Source organism: Hyalangium sp. (assembly GCF_035629615.1).
Lineage (GTDB): Bacteria > Myxococcota > Myxococcia > Myxococcales > Myxococcaceae > Hyalangium.
On sequence record NZ_DASPHO010000417.1, the window covers coordinates 1 to 21,829 of the forward strand.

15 protein-coding genes are annotated in these 21,829 nt (G+C 68.8%); 3 read left to right on the forward strand and 12 right to left on the reverse strand.

Features of this window, described 5'->3' with window-relative positions:
• From tssA to VD972_RS21225, 9 genes are all read right to left on the reverse strand, one after another.
• Positions 1–1,618: type VI secretion system protein TssA (gene tssA, locus VD972_RS21185; RefSeq protein ID WP_324989769.1), on the reverse strand; the 1,618-nt coding region annotated here is incomplete at its 3' end.
• Positions 1,619–1,642: 24 nt separating this feature from the next.
• The gene (gene tagF / locus VD972_RS21190) at positions 1,643–2,569 is read right to left on the reverse strand and encodes a type VI secretion system-associated protein TagF (RefSeq protein WP_324989771.1); all 927 of its coding nucleotides are present in this window, start codon (positions 2,567–2,569) and stop codon (positions 1,643–1,645) included.
• Positions 2,566–6,207 (reverse strand): type VI secretion system membrane subunit TssM, encoded by a 3,642-nt coding sequence (gene tssM, locus VD972_RS21195; protein ID WP_324989773.1) that lies wholly within the window; start codon positions 6,205–6,207, stop codon positions 2,566–2,568. The genes tagF and tssM overlap by 4 nt, the downstream gene beginning before the upstream one ends.
• 12 nt (positions 6,208–6,219) lie before the next feature.
• On the reverse strand, positions 6,220–6,924 hold the full coding sequence (locus VD972_RS21200; protein WP_324989774.1) for a DotU family type IV/VI secretion system protein: 705 nt from the start codon (positions 6,922–6,924) through the stop codon (positions 6,220–6,222).
• Positions 6,925–6,931: 7 nt separating this feature from the next.
• Positions 6,932–8,314: a type VI secretion system baseplate subunit TssK gene (gene tssK / locus VD972_RS21205; protein ID WP_324989776.1), complete on the reverse strand. Its 1,383-nt coding sequence runs from the start codon at positions 8,312–8,314 to the stop codon at positions 6,932–6,934.
• On the reverse strand, positions 8,311–8,883 hold the full coding sequence (tssJ, locus tag VD972_RS21210; protein ID WP_324989778.1) for a type VI secretion system lipoprotein TssJ: 573 nt from the start codon (positions 8,881–8,883) through the stop codon (positions 8,311–8,313). Before tssJ ends, tssK begins: the two co-directional genes overlap by 4 nt.
• Before the next feature lie 218 nt (positions 8,884–9,101).
• The gene (locus VD972_RS21215; RefSeq protein WP_324989780.1) at positions 9,102–10,286 is read right to left on the reverse strand and encodes an amidohydrolase; all 1,185 of its coding nucleotides are present in this window, start codon (positions 10,284–10,286) and stop codon (positions 9,102–9,104) included.
• Between the two features lie 147 nt (positions 10,287–10,433).
• On the reverse strand, positions 10,434–11,873 hold the full coding sequence (locus VD972_RS21220) for an HTTM domain-containing protein (RefSeq protein WP_324989782.1): 1,440 nt from the start codon (positions 11,871–11,873) through the stop codon (positions 10,434–10,436).
• Positions 11,866–13,080, reverse strand: coding sequence for an imelysin family protein (locus VD972_RS21225; protein WP_324989784.1), 1,215 nt, complete (start codon positions 13,078–13,080; stop codon positions 11,866–11,868). Before VD972_RS21225 ends, VD972_RS21220 begins: the two co-directional genes overlap by 8 nt.
• Before the next feature lie 125 nt (positions 13,081–13,205).
• Between VD972_RS21225 and VD972_RS21230 the strand changes: the two genes are divergently transcribed.
• Both VD972_RS21230 and VD972_RS21235 read left to right on the forward strand, forming a co-directional pair.
• Positions 13,206–14,666: a hypothetical protein gene (locus VD972_RS21230; RefSeq protein ID WP_324989786.1), complete on the forward strand. Its 1,461-nt coding sequence runs from the start codon at positions 13,206–13,208 to the stop codon at positions 14,664–14,666.
• A gap of 160 nt (positions 14,667–14,826) precedes the next feature.
• Positions 14,827–17,283 (forward strand): TonB-dependent receptor family protein, encoded by a 2,457-nt coding sequence (locus tag VD972_RS21235; RefSeq protein WP_324989788.1) that lies wholly within the window; start codon positions 14,827–14,829, stop codon positions 17,281–17,283.
• Between the two features lie 104 nt (positions 17,284–17,387).
• Here the strand turns inward: VD972_RS21235 and VD972_RS21240 are convergent, their stop codons facing one another.
• Positions 17,388–18,533, reverse strand: a complete 1,146-nt coding sequence (locus tag VD972_RS21240; RefSeq protein ID WP_324989790.1) for a S8 family peptidase — start codon at positions 18,531–18,533, stop codon at positions 17,388–17,390.
• A gap of 141 nt (positions 18,534–18,674) precedes the next feature.
• On the opposite strand from VD972_RS21240, the gene VD972_RS21245 reads away from it, so the two are divergent.
• Positions 18,675–19,052 carry a hypothetical protein gene (locus VD972_RS21245; protein ID WP_324989792.1) on the forward strand — a complete coding sequence of 126 codons (378 nt, stop codon included), beginning with the start codon at positions 18,675–18,677 and terminating at the stop codon, positions 19,050–19,052.
• Positions 19,053–19,103: 51 nt separating this feature from the next.
• On the opposite strand, the gene VD972_RS21250 is transcribed toward VD972_RS21245, so the two are convergent.
• Together VD972_RS21250 and VD972_RS21255 are read right to left on the reverse strand one after the other, a co-directional pair.
• Complete coding sequence (locus tag VD972_RS21250) at positions 19,104–20,615, reverse strand: DNA polymerase Y family protein (RefSeq protein WP_324989794.1); 1,512 nt, start codon at positions 20,613–20,615, stop codon at positions 19,104–19,106.
• Between the two features lie 24 nt (positions 20,616–20,639).
• Positions 20,640–21,518 carry a recombinase RecA gene (locus VD972_RS21255; protein WP_324989803.1) on the reverse strand — a complete coding sequence of 293 codons (879 nt, stop codon included), beginning with the start codon at positions 21,516–21,518 and terminating at the stop codon, positions 20,640–20,642.
• Between the last annotated feature and the right edge of the window lie 311 nt (positions 21,519–21,829).

Genomic DNA, 21,829 nt, shown 5'->3' on the forward strand with positions numbered 1-21,829 from the left:
TCAGGGCAGCGCTGGGATCGATCAGGCACAGGCGATGATACCGGGCGTTGAACTCCGAGACCAGTCCTTCACCCGCTTTAGGCTGGGGTCGGGAAACCCCCAAGAGGCCCTCCAGGCACTCCGCCGCGAGTACTGGCTCCCACATGTCCAACCCTCGCTCGACAGCCTCTCGATCGAGCGCCTCGTAGAGGGCCCGGGCCACGTTGGGCTGGCCGCTGGCGGCGCAAAGTTTTGCGAGCGCCAGCCGTGCCCTGAAACGTCTGCGACTGGACGTGGCGCCCTCCACGCGCTTCTGGAGGAGCCCGATCGCCTCGGGGGCCTTGCCTGCACCCAGCAGCTTGCGGGCCTCGGTGAGCGCCTCCTCCTCCTCGTCGCCGTCCTCTGCCTCTCCCCTGCCGGTCGAGGATGCGCCCCCCGACGCGGCAGGTGGGGTCAGCTCCGAGTCCAGCCACGCCCGCGTCTCCCCGCTCGCCGCGGGTGAGCCATCTCCGAAGAGGAACTTGGGCACCGAGGGCATGCGCTTGAGCCAGGAGCCCAGCTCTCCCAGCAGCGCCTGGCGCGCGGGCCCGAAGGTGGGCCCCAGCTCCGCCAGCGCGCGGGCACTCAGGGAGTGCAGATCCACCCAGAAGCGGTACTGCATGAGGGCGGACTCGGCCTCCTCCAGCACCTCGGCCCACTTGCCATTGGCCGCCATCTTCTCGAGCTGCGTGCGCAGCGCCGGGGGCGGCGCGGGGATCGACGTCTTCCCGCTGGCGTCCGCGGGCGGCGGCTGGACCAGGTGCAGGTACAGGCCCACGCGCAGCATCCGGTAGGACTGAGGGTCGGTGGCCACCGCGCGCCGCAGGGTGCTCGCCGCATTGATCAGCGCCGTGCCCGTCTGGCGCAGGAAGTCGGAGACCCCCTCTGTGCCGGACAGCGCTGCCACGGGTGGCAGATCGCTGACGGCCGGGGCCGCCGCGGGCACCGTCACCGGAGGAATGGACGGCGGCGGAGGGACCGAGGTGGTGGGCTTGGCCTGGACCGGTGGAGGCGGCGGAGGGGGCGCAGCCTCCGCGGGCAGCGAGGCCTTGAGGCGCTGCACGCTCTCCAGCAGCGGCCGGACGGCGGGACCGTTGGCCTCGAACTTCTGCCGGGCGACCTCCGCCAGCCGCGCGGCGGCCACATCGAGCGCCTCGACGCGCTCTCGTGCGCCGCCGTCGAGCGGAGTGTCGGCCAGCGTCTGGGTGGTGCGCTCAATGAGCCAGCCCAGGGCATTGGCGCGGCCGCGCATGCGGGTCAGCTCCGGGAAGAGGCCCGGCCAGTACCGATCCATGATCTCGGAGACGAGCACCAGACCCGTGGCCAGCCCATCCAGCCCCTGCGTCTGGTAGAGGCCGAAGGCCAGATACGTGGCGATGCGCAGATCCTTGGAGACGGACTGGAGCACCTTGCCGCTGGAGTCGAGCACCATGGCCCAGTCCACGGCGCCACCCGTCACGGACTCGAGCTTGGTCATCTCGGCGACGACGGCCTCGTACTGAGGGTTCGTCTTCGCCGCGGCGCCGGCCGGAGCCGCCGCGGAGCAGGGCTCGATCCAGCTCTTGGCCTTCTCCCGCAGTTGATCGATCGAGACTGGCATGTCACCTCTCCCCCATGTTGCTGCTCAGCTCGTGAACGCCAGGATCAACGTCTCCGTCGTGGCGCTCTCGTCATCGAGCGCGCTCCGCTGCTTGGTAGTGAGCGCCTGCTTCGCGGTCTCGATGGCGTTGGTTGCCTTCGTGCGCAGCGGCCAGAGCTTCATGCTGGAGTGATCGGCCTTGGCCAGGTGAATCAGCAGGGTCGATGACGGCGGCCCGAGCGACACCAGCAGCCGTGGGCTTGGCCCGAGGTGCCAGAAGAGGGCCGGCGTCATCGCGCGCCACTGCAGCATCCGCCGCGCCAGCTCCACCCACGGGTAGGGCCCCACCGCTTCCGGAAAGGGGCAGTCCAGCGTCACGCCGGGCTTGGAGGGCTCCTTCCCGCGCTCGGCCGCGCACGCCATCATGAAGGTCCGGAAGGCGTAGTACTTCGTGAACGCCGGAGCGCCATCCCCGCTGAACAGCGCCGTCATGGCCGAGGCGGGTGCCGCCAGCACCCTGCGCCGGTAGGTCTCCGCGGCGCCGGAGTCCCCGCTGGCGTGAGCGCCCAGGGCCTCCACCCGCTTGCCCAGCTCGTCCGCGGACAGCTTCGCCGCGTCCGCCAGCAGCTGCCGCGCGCCGTCAAAGAAGGCCTGGTGCGAGCCGTACAGCGTCGCGGCGTTGCCCGAGATCGGCCCCAGATCCACCGGCACGAAGACGGTGAGCGGGAACTGCCGGCCCACCTTGTCGCTGCTGGGGGCCATCATCCCGAGCAGGGCCTGGCGGCCGCCGGCGGCGCTGTAGACGAAGCAGATGGGCTCAGCCGGGAGCGTGAGGTTGGCGCGCCGGACGGCCTCGTGGCCCTCCTCCAGCCACTTGTGGAACTGCGCCGAGACCGGATCCGCGGCGTTCCAGCGGATGAAGTCCCCCTGGCAGGGAGCCTTGCCCAGCAGCGCGACGCTGTTTGCTTTCACTCCGAACATCCGGCTCCCCTTCCGATCGTCCGCGGGGGCGTCACTCCGGCAGCGCGGAATGGCTGAAGCACCGCCGTCGCTGGCCCTGGGGACGTACCGAAGAAAGGCGTGGCGGTGCGCTCGGGCTTGAAGTCGATCACCACCTCCGACTTCGTCTGAGGCATCTTCCACGTCATCGTGAAGACGCGAGAGCCCTTGTCGATCTGGGCCGCGCCCTCCTCCATGAGGCGGAACAGGCCCCACTCGCCCTCGCGGATGAGCTCCTCGGGGCCGCTGCTGCGCGGGCTGCGCACCTTGATGAAGGCGCCCGAGGTCTTCCCATCCCCCGGCCAGATGAACTGCGTCCACCGCTCCGGCTCGTTCTTGTAGACCACCTCCTTGCCGTCCACCGAGAAGGTGATGGACGACAGCTGCGGCGAGGGCCGGATGCTGATGGAGAACTTCATCTGCGGCTCGGCGCCGTTGGGGGAGAACAGCGAGGTGGAGATGTCATAGGAGCGCTTGAGGTAGTTGAGCAGCACGGGCTGCAGCGAGGTGCCGCCCAGCTTCCGGATGAACTGGAACTTGTCGCCGGCCCGCCGCACGTCCTCCTTCAGCGACGTCTCGAAGTAGCCCCACATCGTGCCGCTGCCCGGCCGGTAGAACTCGCCCACGTCCGCGAGCGCCGCGTCATGGCCGTTGCGGTTGAAGGGATAGCGATTGGCCAGGTTGCGCTTGAAGGAGTCCACGATCTCGCTGCACCAGCTCTGGTTGATGGCAGTGCCCGCCTCGCGGCTGGCCAGCGAGGTGGCGGCATCCAGCGGCGGCATCAGCAGCTTGCCGAGCAGCGGCCGGATGTTGGGATCCTCCTGCCCATTGACGAGCGACTGGATCTGCACGCGGGCCGTGGCCAGCCGGGAGCCCAGCGCCTTGCCCTCCGAGGGGTTCTCCAGGAACTGGCGCAGCGCATCCCGGATGAACACCAGCTGCTCCTGGTAGAGATCCAGCTGCACGGACTCAGGCGGCGAGTCGGGCGTGGCCGGGGGCGGCGCCACGCCGAACTTCACCAGCGAGTCAAAGGCGGCCTGCACATGGGGCGGTGTGTACACGAGCTCGCCCGTGTCCTCGGCGGAGTTCGCAGCGAACTTGATGCCCGCGTTGATGCCGTCCTTGGCGTCCTTGGGGGCCCCCTTGTTGATCTTGTCCTTGAGCTTCTTGAGGAGATCGTCCCCCAGATCTTCCGTCGCGCTCTTGTTCGGCAGCTTGGTGTTGTACCCAAGCGCCTGGAACAGGCGCGCCAGCGGCGGTGGCTTGCCTCGGGTGAGCTCCTCCAGCGCCGCGAGGACTTCGGCGTTGGAGCCCGGCCGTGCCACCTCGATGCTGCCGAGGAAGGTCTGCCACTCGGTGATGTACTGCTCGAAGTAGAGCGACGAGAGCGCCCTGATGAGCCGCTCGATCTCCGCGTCGGTGGAGTCCTTGGTGGTGCGGCTCAGGACCCACAGATCCGCATTCTGCAGCGGCGACTCCAGCCTGTCCCGCACCACCTTGTCCCAGCCCCTGCGCGTGAAGGCGCCGCGCACCAGGCCCTTGGACTTGATGTTGGAGGCGGTGCCTCCCAGGATGTTGGAGAGCTTCAGATCGGCGTCGCGGCCCACGTCCGCGATGATCTGGTTGAGCAGCAGCCGCTCGAAGGGGAGCTTGCCCAGGGCGGTCCGGGTGTCGTTGATGATCTTGTCGTTGCGGTTGAAGGCCAGCGACGGCTCCTGCGCCAGCAGCTTCACGTACAGATCCAGGTGCTCGCCGAGGATGCGCTGGCGGTCCGCGCTCTCCGCGAAGCCGGAGCGGTTGGCCCAGCGGCTCACCAGGTTGGCGACGATCCACGCCCGCTCGTTCTCCCCGAGCGGCGGCTCCGCCTCCGTGCGCGGGCCCGTGAGCAGCAGGTTGAGCTTGAGCATGCTGAAGTAGCGCGCGTACTCACGCTCGTCCGGCTGCGCCTCCTCACCCTCGTGCTTCTTGGCGAAGGCCGCCAGATCCTTCATGTCCTGCGCCAGCACCGTCTCCACGAAGGTGCGCCGGACCGCGGCCCCGTAGAACTTGCGCAGCGGCTCGAAGAGCGCGCTGCCCCGGTACATGCCAAAGCGCATGCCCGTGGGTGGCCCCTCGTCCTCCCACTTGAGCAGCTCGTCGAGCCTGTCGCGCAGCACACGCAGATCCTCCACCGCGATGGAGGCCGTGGAGGTGCTCGCCTGGCTGCTCTGCTGCGCCTGGAAGAGCTTCCGGGTGTCCTGGATCATCGACCGGTTCTGGAAGAAGGCGATCGTCGGGAACAGGAGGATCAGCAGGGCCAGCACCAGCGCGCCGCCCGCATAGGCGTACTGGACTTGCTTCTGGCGCCGATCCTCGGCCGTGCTCTGCACCGCCAGATCCTGATCCGGGAAGATGACGTTGGCGAAGACGTCGCGCAGGAAGTAGCTGCGCGCCTCCACCGCGGGCTTGTTGCTGGACTCCAGCGAGCGCCGGATGCCGAAGGCGTCCGCCATCGCGTTCATCACGCGATCGATGGGGCTGCCCTCCTGCGTGCCGCTGTTGAAGTACACCCCGCGCATCACCGGCGAGTCCTGGTACACGTTCTCCGCGAAGAGCGTCTGCACCATGGCCGCGATGTTCTCCCGCAGGCCCTCGAACTGCTGCGGGAAGCGATAGATGCGCTCGCGCGTCTCCGGGTGCCGCTCCTCGCCCATCCGCTGGATGGAGCGCTGCTCCACCACCTCGGACATCTCGTCGAAGCGCTCCTTGAAGACCGCGCCCAGGTCCTCGCTCTTGTCCATCACCGGGGCGGTGAAGCCCCAGATCTGCCCCCGGTCCGACTTGGACAGATCCCCGAAGACGTCCACGAAGCCGGCCAGCAGGTCGCACTTGGTGAACATGAGGTAGACAGGGACGATCATCTTCAATCGCTCCATCACCTCGTCCAGGCGCTCGCGCAGCCGCTGCGCCAGTTGGATGCTCTCCTCCTCGTCAATGCCGATGATGTCGCCCACGCTCACCGCGATGATGAGGCCGTTGACCGGCTTCTTCGTGCGGTTGCGCTTGAGCATGTCCAGGAAGGAGAACCACTCGTCCCGGTCATCGTCCTCGGTGGTGTAGCGGCCGGCGGTGTCGAGGATCACCGCCTCGTTGGTGAGCCACCACTCGCAGTTGCGCGTACCGCCCACGCCCTTCACGCCGCCACCGCGCGAGGACAGGTACGGGAACTTGATGCCCGAGTTGCGCAGCGCCGTGCTCTTACCGGAGCCCGGCGGGCCGATGATCATGTACCAGGGCAGGACGGAGAGGGCCTCCTTGCCACCCCGGCCCCGCGCCAGCTTGGAGGTCTTCAGCGCCGCGATCGCCTTGGCGAACTCGGCCTGCATCTGCTGGACCTCTTCCTGCAGATCCGGCCGGGCGTTGGCGGCGTGCGCGTCCGCCTGGGCCGACAGCGCCTTCTCGATGTCTCCCGCGGCCTTGGCGGCCTTGATGTGCCGCACCGCGACGAGCGCGATCAGGCCCACGATGATGAGCGTGGTGGCCACGATGGCGATCCAGATCGGCAGCTGGAACACCAGCACCACCGCCCAGAGAATCGCGGCCGCCAGCGCGGCGAAGATGTACTTGAGCATCCGCGGGCTCCCTTAGGGCTTGGCAGCCGGGGCTGGAGAAGAAGAGGTGGTGGAGGCGGCCTCGATCTCCTCGACGAGCGAGGAGACGCTGCTGCTCAACCCGAGCCGCAGCCCGCCGTACACGAGCAGCGCGAAGACGACGACGCCCCCGGAGATGGCCACCAGCGGCAGGGTCCGCTTGGCCGCCTTCAGGTTGCCGGCCGGCCTGTCCCCGTTGGGTGACAGCGTCTCCGAGTCGAACTTGAAGGAGGGCGCCAGATCCCGCTGGAGCTGCTCGATGAGCTGCATCAGCTCCAGCTCGCCGCCGCGCACCCGGTAGCGGCCCTGGAAGCCGAAGATGAGGCACAGGTAGTAGGCGCGCAGCGCCTCCGTGCGTTGGCGATCCTTGCGGATCTCCTGGAGCTTGGTGAAGAAGCCCTCGCCGGCGCGGTTCTCCTTGAAGTACTGGAACTGCAGGAGGTTGGAGAGCCAGTAATCGCGGAACTCGTCGGACTTGCCCAGGGCCAGCTCGTCCGCCAGCGCGACGAGGGCGTAGGCGATGTCATCCACGTCCTGCTGCGGCAGCCCCTCGTCCCGGGCGTTGCGCATCATCTCGGTGACGAACTTGCGCAGGCGCTCCTGCACCTGCTCCGGCGCGGGCAGCGCGCCAGGCTCCGCCTGGCGGATCTGCAGCAGCGCGCCGAAGCAGTCCTTGGTGATGAGATTGAGCCGGTCCATGGGTACCTCAGCGCCCCCTGCTGCCTTCCTTCTTCCCGGGCACGGCCATCAGCTCCAGCTTGGTGCGCGAGGGATCGAAGGGCTGGGGCAGGTAGATGGCGAGCGTCTGATCCTTGACGGCGTCCTTCCAGTACCGGTCGGTGATATCGAGCGAGAAGTAGACGACCCTCGGCCTGACCGGGATCTCGGGCGGAGGCCGGAACGTCACCACCAGGGGGACACCGGGCGTGGCGGCCTGGATGATGTTGTGGATCTCGTCCCAGCTGGCGATCTTCGCCAGTGCGGGGAGCTGGTCAGCCGTCTGCTGCTCGGTCACCTCGCTCTTCACCGCGAGGATGAACTGGGTGCAGCGCGCCAGCCGCTCATCCTCGAGCCGCCCCAGGTGCATGCCGTCCTTGCGAGACTCCAGCGGAATGGCGACGGACTGCTCGATCGCCACCGAGCGCAGCAGCCCGTCCAGCTTGAGGAAGAGCCCCTCGAAGGTGGCGCGCAAGTTGGTGTACTGGAACTTGGGCAGGTTGGCCGGATCCGAGTCCGTGGAGAACGTGGAGAGCTGACCGGCGGCCTGGCACAGCAGCAGGTAGAGGAACTGCGGCGACATGTCTGCCGCCTCCACCGCGTGGGCCACCTGGGGGATGAGCCCGTTGAGCGCGCTGAGCTGCAGGAACTTCGTCACGTCCGCGCCGGTGAACTCCAGCGAGGCCTCGTCCCGGTGACGGCGCGTGTCGGACAGCTCGCGCTGCTTGCCGTGCATGGACTTCAACAGCTGCCGCAGGTTGGCCAGGATGTAGGCCGAGGCGGAGACGCGCAGGCTCGGGGGAATGTACGAGGGTGCCAGCACCGCGGCACCCGTCTTGTCGCGCATCAGCTCCGCGATCTTGATCACCTCATAGTCCTCACGCGGCTCGGTGCCGAAGAGGAAGCGGATGTTGCGCTGCGCGAAGGAGACGGCGGACATGGACTCAGTGGTGATCAGATCCGCCACCGAGCGGTTCACCACGCTGAAGCGCGGCGCCGTGGTGGAGCCGTTGGGCTCGCCGTAGCTGGCCACGCCGTCACGCTCGCGCGCCACACCCAGGTACACATCGAGCGACTTCTTGGAGGCGCCGAAGTGCTCCTCGACGGGACGACCCGGCGGCTCCTCGGACTGGCCGCGCTCGAAGGTGACGGGCAGCCCGTCCGGGAGGACGCCGAAGAAGCGCAGCAGCTGGAACTGCCCTGCCGCCAGCGCCTTGTCGTCCACCTCCAGCTCCACCACGCCCCAGTCATAGGGCGTCATGGCGCCCAGCCGGGCCGACAGCAGGGACTCGTGGTACAGGTCCGCCTGCTGGAGGTGCTGGGGATTCATGAACATCCCCTCGGACCACACGACGCGCTGCGGAATCTTCATCCTCGCCCCTCCGCCCGGCCCCGGGCCTCAACCCGGTAGTCCTCGAGATAGAAGTGAAGCGGAGGCGGCTGCGCCCCTGGCTTCTTCGCGGCGGCGCACAGCTCGGGCGTCACCTCCTGCAGCCGCAGGACCGAGCGCCACACCTGGCCCGCGGGCCGGCGGAAGACGCCCAGCACGACGACGTAGGTGGCCTTGGGATCGCGCGCCAGCTGCCGCGTCAACGTCTGGCCCGGCTGGAGTGTCAGCTCGTCCGAGGCGATCAGATCGTCCTCGAGGACCTCCTTGGAGCGCTGCCACACGTCCTGAAACTCCGACGCCTCCAGGCGGCGGATGTCCTTGAGCTGGAGCACCTGGACAATCGTCGACAGGGAGTTACCCCGGTCGTCCGGATTGAGGCGCTCGCTCGCTTCGAGGAGGACAGCGATCGGCGGAGGCTCCTTGCAAGGCGCGACTGGCGGCGGTGTTGTCGCACAGGCACTCAGCCATACCGCGGCCCCGAGCACGAGCGTCACCCGCCCCAGGAATCCTCCCCAGCTGCCTCCGATCTGCCGCCACCTCCCGGCCAGCATGCAAACCCCTGTCAGAACACGTAGAAAAGCGGCTGAACGCTGCCACACAGAAACGTCCAGTTCAAGGCAGCTTGCCACTTCGGCGGGGCTCCCGGGAGGCGCTGCGCACAGGGTATACGCCCTTCGGCCCACCCTCCTGGACCCTGCGAGTGGGGCCACGCTTCTCGGCGCCCGCGGCTCCCTGGGAGCGAGCCATGACGTGGGGAGTGGGGTGGATGCTACTTCGCCTTGGCACCCGTGAGGTAGTCCACCGCCAGGTTCGCGAGCAGCCGCACACCCATGGGGAGTGCGCGCTCGTCCGCCTGGAAGCGAGGCGAGTGGTTGGCCGGAGCGCTCTTGGGATCCTGGCCTTCGGGCGTGACGCCGAGGAAGAGGAACATCCCGGGGATGCGTTGCTGGAAGGCGGAGAAGTCCTCGGACGTGGTGGTCTGCCGGCCGGGGGCCAGGGCCTTTCCGGCGACCCGCTCCAGCGTGGGGCGCATGCGCTCCACGAGTGCAGGTTCGTTGTAGGTGACGCCGTTGCCAGCGCGGATCTGCACCTCTGCCGTGGCACCCGCGCTCTGCGCGATCCCTTCCGCCACCTGGCGCACGCGCTCGTGGATCCGCTTGCGCATCTCCTCATCGAAGGTGCGCAGAGTCCCCTGCATGGTGACCGTGTCGGGGATGATGTTGCCGCGGACGCCGCCGGTGATGCTGCCGATCGTGACGATGGCGGGGCTGGCAGTGAGATCCACCTGGCGGCTCACCACGGTCTGGAGCCCGAGCACGATCTGTGATGCGACGACGATGGGGTCCACGCCCGCCCACGGCATCGCGCCGTGCGTCTGGCGGCCACGCACGACGATGGTGAGCCCATCGGAGCTGGCCATGACCCCACCCGGCCGGTAGAACACCTCGCCCGCTCGGGAGCCGCTGAAGACGTGCAGGCCAAAGATGGCGACGGGCGCGGGGTTGTCGAGCACGCCATCCCGGATCATGGCCACTGCGCCGCCAGGCCCCGTGCCTGAGGCCTCCTCGGCTGGCTGGAAGATGAACTTGACCGTGCCCGGCAGCGTGGCGCGCATGTTGGCGAGCACCTCCGCCGCACCCATGAGCATGGCGACGTGCATGTCATGGCCGCAGGCGTGCATCACGCCGACCTCCTGCCCGTTGAATCGGCCGCGCACGGTGGACTTGAACGGAAGATCCACCTCCTCGGTCACCGGGAGCGCGTCCATGTCGGCTCGGAGCGCGACCACGGGCCCGGGCCGCCCTCCGCGGAGCACGCCCACCACGCCCGTGCCGCCTACCCCGGTCCGGACCTCGATTCCCAGGCGACGAAGGTGGTCAGCCACCAGCTGCGCTGTGCGCTTCTCCTCGTAGGAGAGCTCGGGGTGTTGGTGAAAGTCTCGCCTCCACGCCACCACCTTGGCTTCCACACTGGCGGCATGGCGGTCCACCTCCCGAGAGAGAGGGGGCTGAGCGGCAGCCGGAGAAGCCAGCAGAAGCGCGGCGAGACAGAGAGCAGCGGAGCGTGGAATCAGGAGAGAGCGGTGCATGCGGCGTTCAGACTACCTCCCCTGAGCAAGAGCGGGGCGGAGACGAATGGGGGGCGAGTCTGGAGCAGGAATGATCCAGTCCTTGGAAGCCAGCCCATCCACCTCTCTTGCCAGGTCCACTGCAGGATCCACGAAGACCGCCGCGGGGCGCCCGTTCAGTGATGCGCTCGCGTCTGCATGTACCTCGACAGGGCCCTTGCCCGCCGCCTCGAAGTCGCGGGCAATGCGCCGAGCGAGCTGCAGGATGAGATCCGGCTGCACGGACATCTCCCGCTCCTGAATCGGCGTGAGGTACTGGCGGGGAGGCACATGCCACTCCCTGCCGGTAGCCGGGGAGCGCACCACGAAGGTCACGCTCCCGTTCTTTTCCCGCGCCATCACCCGCCACGAGAAGCGCATCCCTTGCTCGTGCCAGAGGACGTTGCCGCCGTAGAGGTGAGTCCTCAGCGGCAGGACGAGCTGGAGGACGCCATAGGCCACCGCCGCGCCCAGAGCGAGCCGGGCCTTCCAGCCAGGAGCCGCCAGGGCAGGCGCCTCGAGCCTCTCCGGCTGCACCTGTGAGTGAGACTCCCTCCGGAACACAGCGCGCAGGCGCTCGCCCCACCACCGCGGCCAGGAGGAATCGAAGAAGACCAGCGCGGCGGTGACCATGATCACCGGGAACATCCCGATGGGGAACAGCGCCCACGTGGCCGCGTGGAAGGCCAGCACCACGGCATACGCGAACGGGCGCACCCTCCGCATGAGCAGGAAGAAGACGATGGTCGTGTCGAAGAGGAACCCCGACCAAGCCGCGCCGTACGCGACCCACCGCTGATCCAGGAGCGGCCCCACGAGCGGGAGGCTCGTCCGTGCCGAGAGCCAGATCTGCAGCGGCTGAGCATGGATCAACCAGTCGCTGGTGAGCTTGGCCAGCCCGGCGAACACATAGACCACGCCCACCTGGAAGCGCAGCAGGTACGTGCACCATGCCGGCAGCCAGTCCTGCCGCAGCGACGGGTTCCTCCACGCATCCAAGGAGAAGGCCCGGTGCGCTGGGATGAAGCAGAGGAGCCCCGCCAGCAGGCTCACCAGGTAGTAGTGGTTGAGGTAGGTGGTGACGTCCACGAGCTGGACGTACGTGAACGTGATGAAGAGCAGCGCTATCGCCACGCGGTAGTAGAGGCCCAGCGCCACGCAGAGCCCCAACACTCCCAGCGCCGCGAAGACGGCGTGGATCCACGGGGCAGAGAGCGCGGGCAGCCAGCCGAAGCCCCAGTAGGAAAAGTGGAACTTCGGCCGGACGAAGAACTCGTCGACCCAGCCGTAGGCAAGGAAGCGCGCCGCGGACACCGTGACCATCAGGCCAAACGCCACCCGGAAGACCGCCAGGGCCGCGATGTCTCGCGGCGCAAGCAGGCGCTCCCAGAGGCGGCTGGCCTCACGACGCCCACTCCCCTCCTGCTCAGTCATTGTCCCCTTCCAGGGACTGGGGAAGCTCGAGATCCAGCACCGTGACCAGCTCGGTCTTGAGGACGTCCGTCACTGCCTTGAGCGCGTCGTAGAACGCACGCACCGAGGCCTTGTCCTGAGCGAGCGCCTGCGCCAGATCCGGCTCGTCCACCGCAGCGAGCGCGGCCTCGGTCGCGACCAGCCGCTCGCGCAGCTTCGCCGCCATCGGCTCGGAGCCCACCGCCTCCAGCAGATCATCGAACCCCTTCCCCACAAACCCCTCACCGCATCCCTCGGCCACTCGCCGGAAGCCCACCAGATTGGCGCGTAAGTTCGCCTTCGAGCGCGCTGCGAAGCGCGACTCCAGCTGCTCCGGGCACGTCTCCGCATCGCACTCCCGGAGGCCTAGCGGACGGGCAAGCTTCATGTCCTTCACCTCGCGCTCCAGATAGAAGAGCGCGTCACTCACGGAGTTCAGCGCCAGCTGGACCGACGGGTACACCGCGTTGTCCGGGCCGGCCGTCTCCAGCGTCCCCACGAAGTTCCCCTTCGCCGGATCCCACGCGTCCACGAGCTGCCCCGCGCGGACCTGCACCTCCCTGGCCGCCGCGGCGGCATAGGCGTACTTGCGCGACTGCCGCTCCTCCGCCGAGAGCGCCGCCCAGGTCCCCCCGGACACGATGGGTGCGCTCGCCGGGCAGACCGTGTCGCCCCCCTCGTAGAACAGCAGGTACTCCACCGCGTAGAGCCCACGGCGGGTCACGAGCATGGTCGGAAAGTCTGGCGACTCGTAGCCGCGGGAGACGATCTGCTCCTCGATGGCACACCGGCTGACGAGGGGCCAGGAGTAGATGTGGTCCCGCAGCTCCGCGCCACCCGGCAGGCTCCGCGGTGCCGCGGGCCCGAGCTGCATGGCCTCGAGCACCTGCCACGCATCCATCGCCCGGTGGAACGCCATGCGCGCGGCCTCGCGCTTGCCAGACTCGGAGCTCGCGGCCAGGGCCACCGCCGCCGACTCCAGCTCCACCGCCGCCGCCTGAAAGGTCCTCGCGTTCGTCTGCACGCACGCCCCGACGGCGCTCAGCAGCTCCTTGCGCGCGGTCTCCGCCACGGGCGGCTTCCCGTCATCCGGCCCGCCCCCTTCCTCCTTGCAGGCACCCAGACACGTGAGCGCGGCGAGCACGAGCACGCACGCGCGAGGGGACGTCTCGAAGCGGATTCGTGGCATGGCGCAGCCCTATCAAGCGATTTTGGAAATGACAAGCATTCTCAAGAACGGTAGGGTAGCTGCCGCTTTTTTGATAACGATTATCGTTTTCAATTCTGTTCTCAACCCTACAGGAGGGGTAGACCATGAGGAACGAGTCGGAGTTGCCGGGCTTCGGGGCCACACTGATGGGCGCGGCGGTGCTCGCGCTCGCGGTGACACTTGCGGGCGGCTGCGGGGATGACCCGGAGATTATCGATGATCCTCCCGGCAATGACGGTGGCCAAGACATCCCGGACGGCGGGACGGATGGCGGGGTTCAGCCCCCCCCGGATACCGCGTTCGCGGCCGTGCGCTTCAACACGAACGGCACGCTGGATACCTCCTTCGGCAGCGGCGGTGTCACGCTCGTGGACGTAGGTCCTGGCACTGCGAGTGCGCGCGAGACCCTGTGGAGCGCTGCGCGTGACAGCACGGATCGCATCGTCCTGTTCGGCCACAGCAAGGGCACCGATCGCCTCGACGTCGATCGGGTCGTCGTCCGGCTCTCCGCGAGTGGCGCGGTCGACACGGCGTTTGGCACCAACGGCTTCAGCACCCTCAACCTCTCCAACCTGGGCGACAACGCGCGCAATGGCATCGTCCAGCCCGACGGGAAGATCGTGTCCTCGGGGTACACCTCCCAGCCCACGGGAGTGGGGACGCAGGCGTCCAACCGGGTGGTGCTGACGCGGCTGAACGACGACGGAAAGGCTGACACCACCTTCGGCTCGAAGGGCGTGGTGAACTCCATGCCGCTCCAGCCCGCCGATCCCCTCAACACCGAGTGGGGCATGGCCGAGGCGTACGCCGTGGGCCACCAGACCCAGTCCGGCAAGTACGTGACGACTGGCTACGGCCGCACCGCCCCCTCGGGCCAGGTGGACCTGGTCTCCTTCCGCTACACCAGCGCCGGCCAGCTCGACACCAGCTGGGGCACCAACGGCACCTTCTTGCTGGACGTGGTGGGTGACAACGATCGCGGGCGCAACCTGGTCGTCCTGCCGGATGATCGCGTGTTCATGGTGGGCAGCGGCACTCCGGGCGCGCAGAACGTTGATGCCATGGTGTTGATGCTCACCGTGGACGGAGCCCGGGACACGACCTTCTCCACGGATGGCTACAAGCTCTTCAGCTTTGGCCGCCCCGAGGAGGCGTTCTTCGGTGCCGCCGTCTCCCCGGCTGGCGATCGGGTCGCCGCGGCGGGCTACCTGACCGGCGGCGGCCAGGACGACGACGCGCTCCTGCTCCTGCTGCCCGTCGGCGGCGGCAGCGGCACCGACTTCGTCCAGCCCGTCCCGATCTCCGAGAGCGCGAACGATCGCTTCTGGGCCGTCGCGTTCGACTCGGCGGGCAAGGCGTATGCGGCGGGCTATCTCACGGAGGGCGGTGACAACCGCATGATCGTGGCGCGCTTCAACGCGGATGGCACGCGGGACACGACCTTCGGTACTGGGGGAGTTGCGACACACAACGTCGTCCAGGCAGGCCTCGAGGAGATGGCGCGCGCCGTCATCATCCAGTCTGACGGCAAGGTGGTGATCGCCGGCACCGTGGAGAAGAAGTAGGCCTGGCCACGGTGACTGGCGCCAGGAGTCAGAACGGAGTGCGGGCCCAGGGCCCCCTTCCGCTGGCTCCTGGCGCCGCGCCGCCTTGGGACACGGGCGGCATTGACAAGCGCACGACGGAAGGACATGGAGGCGCCTCGCGTTGAAGGAGAAGTACGCAATGCATGCACGGATGTGGGTGGTCGCGGCGATCTGCTTCGCCGTCGCGACAGGGGCGGCTGCTCAATCGGCGGAGCCAGGGCTCGCCGCGCCGTCCGGGACTGGGGAGTCCCTGTCCACCCCTCCGCCGACCAATCAGGCGCCGCCCGGGCCCTCGAAGGCGAGTGAGCCTGCGGCGCCAGCCCCTCCAGCGCCCTCCTCACCCGTGCCCACTCCTTCACCGGAGACCCTGCCCCCAACCTCCACGCCGGAGGGGACGAGCTCCGCCCCCTCAGAGGGGCTCTCACCCGCCGAGCAGCCGAGCCCCACCCCTGAGGCGGCGCTGCCCGCGACCGAGCCTGCCCCGGCCGCCCCCACCGAGCCGAGTCCGCCGAAGTTCGAGAGCGTGGTCGTGGGGACCTCCGAGGCGAAGACGAGCGGCTCGGTCCACATCGTCAAGTCGAGCAAGCTGCAGCGCTACGAGCAGGACGATCCGCACGCGATCCTGCAGTCCGTCCCCGGCGTCTATACCCGCGGTGAGGATGGGTTCGGCCTGCGGCCCAACGTAGGCCTGCGCGGAGTGAACCCCGATCGCAGCAAGAAGGTGACGCTCCTGGAGGATGGTGTCCTCTTCGGCCCGGCCCCCTACTCCGCTCCGGCGGCCTACTACTTCCCTCTGATGACCCGCATGCAGAGCGTGCGCATCCTCAAGGGGCCCGCGGCCATCCAGCACGGCCCGCAGACGGTGGGTGGCTCCGTGGAGCTCATCACCCGGGACATCCCCGCCGAGGAGGACTTCGGTGTGGACGTGGGCACGGGCCAGGATCTGTACGGCAAGCTCCACGGCCACTACGGGGCGAGCACCGAGCGCTCAGGGTTCCTGGTGGAGGGGCTGCACCTGCGGAGCAATGGCTTCAAGGAGCTGGACGGAGACGGCCACACGGGGTTCCGCCGCAACGAGTGGATGCTGAAGGCACGCCACCGGCTCGATGTGGGCGGCCCGTCCCGCCACAGCCTCCAGCTCAAGCTCGGCTACTCGGATGAGGTGTCGAACGAGTCGTACCTGGGCCTGAGCGACGAGGACTTCCAGGCGAACCCGGTGCGCCGCTATGCCGTGAGCCGCCTGGATCGCATGGAGAACCACCGCACCCAGGTGGTCCTCAGCCACCAGTTCGAGTCTGGCACGTTGGCGGTGACGACGCAGGCCTACCGGCACGACTACCACCGCACCTGGCGCAAGGTGAACCGCTTCCAGGGGATCGACATCGCCAGCGTGCTCGCGGATCCCACGAGCGCGCGCAACGCCATCTACTACGGCGTCCTCACCGGGCAGCTCGACAGCACGACATCCGGAGAGACGCTCCTGATCGGCCCCAACAACCGCGCCTTCGTTTCGCAGGGCCTCCAGAGCGTGGCGCGGTGGACCACGACGACGGGGCCCTTGAGCCACAACGTGGAGGCTGGGGCGCGCTACCACTTCGACAGCATCAAGAGGCACCACACGGAGGATGGCTTTCGGATGGTGGCCGGCGAGCTCGTCCCGGAGGGCGGCCCCACGGCCACCACCGCCAACAACCGCGACTCGACGCACGCGGTGGCGCTGCATCTGACCGACGCGGTGACGTGGGGCCGACTGGTGGTGACACCCGGTGTCCGGCTCGAGCTGCTGCGCTCGCAGTCCGTGAACCACCTCTCCGGGACGCGCCAGGATGGAGCCCTCGAGGTGATCCTGCCGGGCCTGGGCGTCTACGGCTCGCTCACGCGGGCCCTGGGCCTGTTCGCCGGGGTGTACCGTGGCTTCTCGCCGCCCGCGCCGGGCCAGCCTGAGGCGGTGCTCCCTGAGAAGAGCGTGAACTTCGAGGGCGGCGCCCGGTGGACACGCAGCGGCGAGCGCTTCGAGGTGGTGGGCTTCCTCAACGCCTACTCGAACCTGACGGATGTCTGCACCTTCTCCAACGGCTGCCTGAACGAGAACCTGGATCGCCAGGTGGACGCCGGCGCGGCTCGCATCGTGGGCCTGGAGGCCTTCGCGGAGAAGACGTTCCGGCCGGGCGGCGGAGTGACGTTCCCGGCCTCGCTTTCCTACACATTCACCCAGACGCGGCTGCTCGAGGACTTCCGCTCGGAGGACCCGCAGTACGGCCTGGTGCGCGCAGGGGACGAGATGCCCTACGTGCCGAGGCACCAGCTCTTCGCCTCCGCGGGCGTGGAGTCGGCGCGCGGGGGCCTCCACCTGAGCGCGAGCTTCGTTGACTCCATGCGCGAGGAGGCAGGCCAGGGTGAGGTGGAGCCTGGCAAGAAGACAGGTGCCCTCCTGACGTTCGACCTGAATGCGAGCTGGAGCTTCGCGAAGGAGGCCGAGGTCTACCTCAGCGCGCGCAACCTGCTGAACGAGCAGGTCATTGTCTCACGCCGACCTTACGGCGCCCGGCCCAACGCGCCGCGCACGGTGCTGATCGGGCTGAAGTACTCGCTCTGAGGCCTGGTTCCACAACGGAAAGGACGACGCCCCCTCCCACGCTGAGATGAGAGGGGGCGCCGAGAGACTGCGACTCTGTCAGCCCGGAAGCACCAGGTGGCGAACTACCAGTTGCCGACGTAGAGGCGGCCGAAGCCGCGCGAACTGGTGCCCGAGGTATTGCTCTTCACAGCGCTCATGGCCTGGGTGCCCGAGGCAGACGGGTTGTTCGCGCGGTACAGCGCCAGCGCGCCCGCCACGTGCGGCGAGGCCATCGAGGTGCCGCTCATGGTGGCAGTGCCGCCGCCCCTCGCGGTGGAGAGCACACTCACGCCCGGCGCCGACAGGTCGATGAGGGAGCCGAAGTTGCTCCATGAGGCGTTGACGTTGCTCGAGTCATGGGCCGCCACGGTGAGCACGGAGGGCTCGCTGGCGGGCGACTTGGTCGAGGCGTCCGCGCCGTCGTTGCCCGCGGCTACCGCCACCGCCACATTGTTGTTCACCATATTCCTCGCCGCGTCATTCACCGCCTGGCTGAAGCCGCCGCCCAGCGACATGTTGGCGACCTTGCCCGCGGCCGAGTGGCCCGCCACGAAGTCCATGCCAGCGATGACGCCGGAGTTGGTGCCGGAGCCGGAGCAGCTCAGCACCTTCACGCCGAACAGCGCCACGCCAGGAGCCATGCCCACCACGGTGTTGGTGTCGTCCTTGGCACCCACGGTGCCCGCCACGTGCGTGCCGTGGCCGTGGCAGTCGTCGTTCTTGCCACCGGCGTAGTTCACGTGGCCTACCTTGTTGAGGTCCGCGTGGCTGGCGATACCGGTGTCGATGACGAAGACGGTCGGCCCGGAGACGGCCCCCGAGCCGTTACCCGCCAGCGTGGAGCTGGTCGTGGCAGCGGTGTTGCTGATGCCGTACGGGATGGTCTGAGCAGTGAGGCTGACCACCTGGTCCTGCTCGATGTAGAGCACGCGCGGGTCCGCCTTCAGCGCCGCGAGCCGCTCGTCCGAGATGGCGCCCGCGAAGCCCTTGAACGCGGCGCGGTACCGGAAGTTCGTGGCCAGCCCATGAGCCATCTTCACCTGATCGGGATCCGCGTCATCCTTCAGGCGGACGATGTAGTGCCCCGGGATCTTGCCGTTCGCATCCGCCATCATTGCCAGCTGCCCCACATCCACCCCGAGTTCCTCAGGGGTCGGCTGGGACTCCAGCTCGGCACCACCGCAGGCGATGAGGTTGATGGCAGCCAGGTTCACGATGAGCTTCTTCATGTGGACACCTCTCAGGTACTTCGGGGGATAGACGACCAGCGGCTTTTTCCCGAAGACCTCGTCCGTCAGCTATCGGCCACGTGCGAATTAACCTCGAGGCGGCTCCGGGGTTCTCTTGACAAACCCGAGGAGATCCAACCCATGCGCTTCAAGATCGCCGTGCTGTCCACCACCCTCGCTTCGCTGCTGCTCGCTGCTCCCACTCTGGCTGCCCAGGAGGCCCTCCCCGACGGCCAGAAGCACCCTGCGGGCGAGTGCCACGGCGGCAAGGAAGGGAGGATGTTCCGCAAGCTGGCGCGCATGGAGCACCGGCTGGATCGCGCGGTGGCGAAGGGCCGGCTGACGCAGGCCCAGGCGGATCAGTTCAAGGCCGAGGCCCGCCAGCTGCGCGACGCCTTCCAGGCTCAGCGCCAGTCCAGCGGGGGCCAGCTCACGGACGCACAGAAGGAGCAGTTCAAGCAGCGCAAGCAGGCGCTGCGCGAGAAGGTGAAGGCGGCGATGAAGGCCCCCGCCTCATAGGACGAGTGAGCGCCTCTCGAAGAATTGACCGGACCCACCTGTAACGCACTCTTAGTCGAAGAGGCCCTGGAGGTAGAAGCGGCCGTCCCGCGCATCCCGGAAGACCCAGGCCGGGCCCATCCCCTCGAAGTGGACCCGGTAGTAGTCCCGGCTGTAGGGCTCCTTGGCCCACCACTCGCCGCCCAGGCGCTCCGGGCCGGCCATCGCCATGACCCGGCGCCGCTTGCCCAGGAGCCACGCCGCGAGCAGCTCCCCAGTCTCCGTCACCTCGGCGTCCAGCGTGGCCGGCTGCTCCAGCAGCCGCGAGGGGCGCTCCTTCAGCGCCTCTTCCACCGGCACCTCCACCTCCTCGTCCGGCAGCAGCTCGCCCGCCATGCCTCGCGTGGAGGCGGGAGGACGGAAGGCCTGCGCCGCGTAGGCCTGCTCGGGGCGGTGGACCGCCTCCAGCGAGGCGGAGAAGAGCGACTCCTCGCCCAGCGTCGTGACCAGCCGCGACAGCACCACCTCCAGCGCCGCATCCCCCTCCGGCGTGTCGCCCAGCGCCAGCTGCTGGCCCCGATCCTCGTTGTGCTCCTCCACCCGCACCGAGATCCCCGCCACCGGGTTCTCCACGCGCAGATCCGAGAGCTGGTGCCGCGCCAGATCCAGCAGCAGCTTCGCGCGCGCCGTGGGCCGGGCCAGCGTGAGCGGCAGCTCCACCTGTCCGCTGGGATCCAGCCTCAGCAGGAACTTCAGCCGCACCGCCGCGCGACGCCGTCCGGCCAGCCGCGCACAGAGCCGATCCAGCAGCGTCTTCAGCGCGAACTGCAGAGGCTCGAAGGACTCCGCGGGCCAGTCCAGCGTCATCCGCTCCTCGAGCACCTCCTCCAGCACCGCCGCGACGAAGGGCGTGTCATCCCCTCCACTGCACAGCGTGTGCGCGCGCAGGCCCGCCGCGCCTCCCCGCGCCGCCACCGCACCCGCGGGCAGCGCCGCCACCTCTCCCAGCGTGCCGAGCCCGAGTGCAGCGAACGCCTCACGCTCCCGGCCCTCCAGTGCCACGAGGGGCAGAGGCGCCAGCGCCCGGGCACTCCCGCCCTCCGGCACCACCAGCACGGGCCGCGTGCCGTGGCGTGCCAGCGCGCTGGCGGTGAACGGCTCCGAGGCCACCACCGCCCTGCCCCGGTAGCCATGGCCCGAGCAGACCTCCAGCGCCCGCAGGCACAGCCCCTCCTCACCTCCGAAGAGGTGCGCCGCACTCGCGTCGAACCACATCCCCTCCGGCGCGGAGAGCTGGAAGCCCGGCGCGACACACATCAGCGCCTCGCCCAGCGACGCCAAGGCCCGCAGCTCGTCCTCGGTCTTGTAGGGGAAGTGCTGGAGCGAGGGCTCCAAGGCCGTCGCGGCCGTCAGCGTCATCCCCGGGCGGACTCCGGCCTTCAGGGCGCTCGTCGAGGCGAAGGCCACCCGCCGGGCGCTCCGCACCTCCTCCTCCAACACGAAGGGCTTTCCTGCCAGCGCGGGCACTTCGATGACCTTGCGCTGCGCCGGGAAGCGCGAGAAGTGCAGATACCCCAGCCGCATGAGCCCCTCCTGCCTCCTCCTGCCTCAGCGCGGCGCCGTGCCCGTCTTCAAGACGGACCCCATGGAAGGCATCCCTGCATCACGCCCCGGGCGCTGGCCCAGGATTCCACACCCATTGCGCTGCTCCCAGGAGCGCCCTCGATAGAAGTCCGGGACGAGCTCCTTGCCTGTCGGCAGCTCTCCCGCGAGCAGCACGGACTCCTCACCCTCGGGCCCCAGCGCCGGGTAGAGCGAGCTCCACGGCAGCTCGGCCCGCGTCCCCAACCCGCCCTGGCGACTGCGCACCACCTCCACCGAGAGGCCTTCCGGCCCCAGGGACTCGGTCCGCATGCGCGTCACACCGTCAGCGGGTGCGCTCGGAGAGGACAGCAGCAGCAGCAGGCTCCCGCCGCGGAAGGCCGCGTCCGCGAGCTTCTTCCCCTCGGCCAGGGACAGCCGCACGCCGGAGGACCTCCCACCCGAGGCGCCCGCCGCGAGGCCCTGGTTGAGATCCAGCACCACGCACGCGAACGCGCCGCTCCGGGCGAGCTGCACCGCCGTCCACGCGAGCTGGGACGGCTCCTTGGGGCGGATGATCAGCAGCCGGGACAGATCCACGCCCATGGCCGCGGCGGCCGGAGGATAGAGCTCCTTCGGTCCATCCACCCAGGCGCACAGCCGGTGCTCCCGGTGCGCGGCAGCCACCGCGCGCAGCGCCAGGCTGGTGCGCCCCGAGGCCGCCTCACCGCACAGCTCCACTGCCTGCCCCAGCGGGAACCCGCCGGAAGGCAGCAGCGCATCCACCTCTTCCACCCCGGTGCGCAGCGTGGCCAGGTAGCTCCGAGGCGCGGCCTGGAGCTGGCGGATCCGCTCCCGCAGCTGCTCCACCACTGCTCCCGATCGCTGGTCCGCCATCGCGCTCATCACTTCGTCTCCGAGGCCGAGCAGATCTACACGCTCGTTCAGTATGCTCACGGATCTGACAGACGACACGAAGGACCTGGTGCGGCGGTCGCGTTTATGCGGTGGGAGCCTCCGCGATCCTCGCGGGATCACTGGCCCTGAACCCTCCCACCCAACCTCCCAGGCTGGATCTGCGCGAAGGACAGACTCGGAGGCCTCGTTCACCCGGCCACTCTCCGGCCGAAGACGGGCTCAGGAGCTCTCACCTCGGAATGATCACGCGGAGGCCGATTTCTCGGCCTCGGGCGCGACAGCCTCATCTGTGCGCGAAG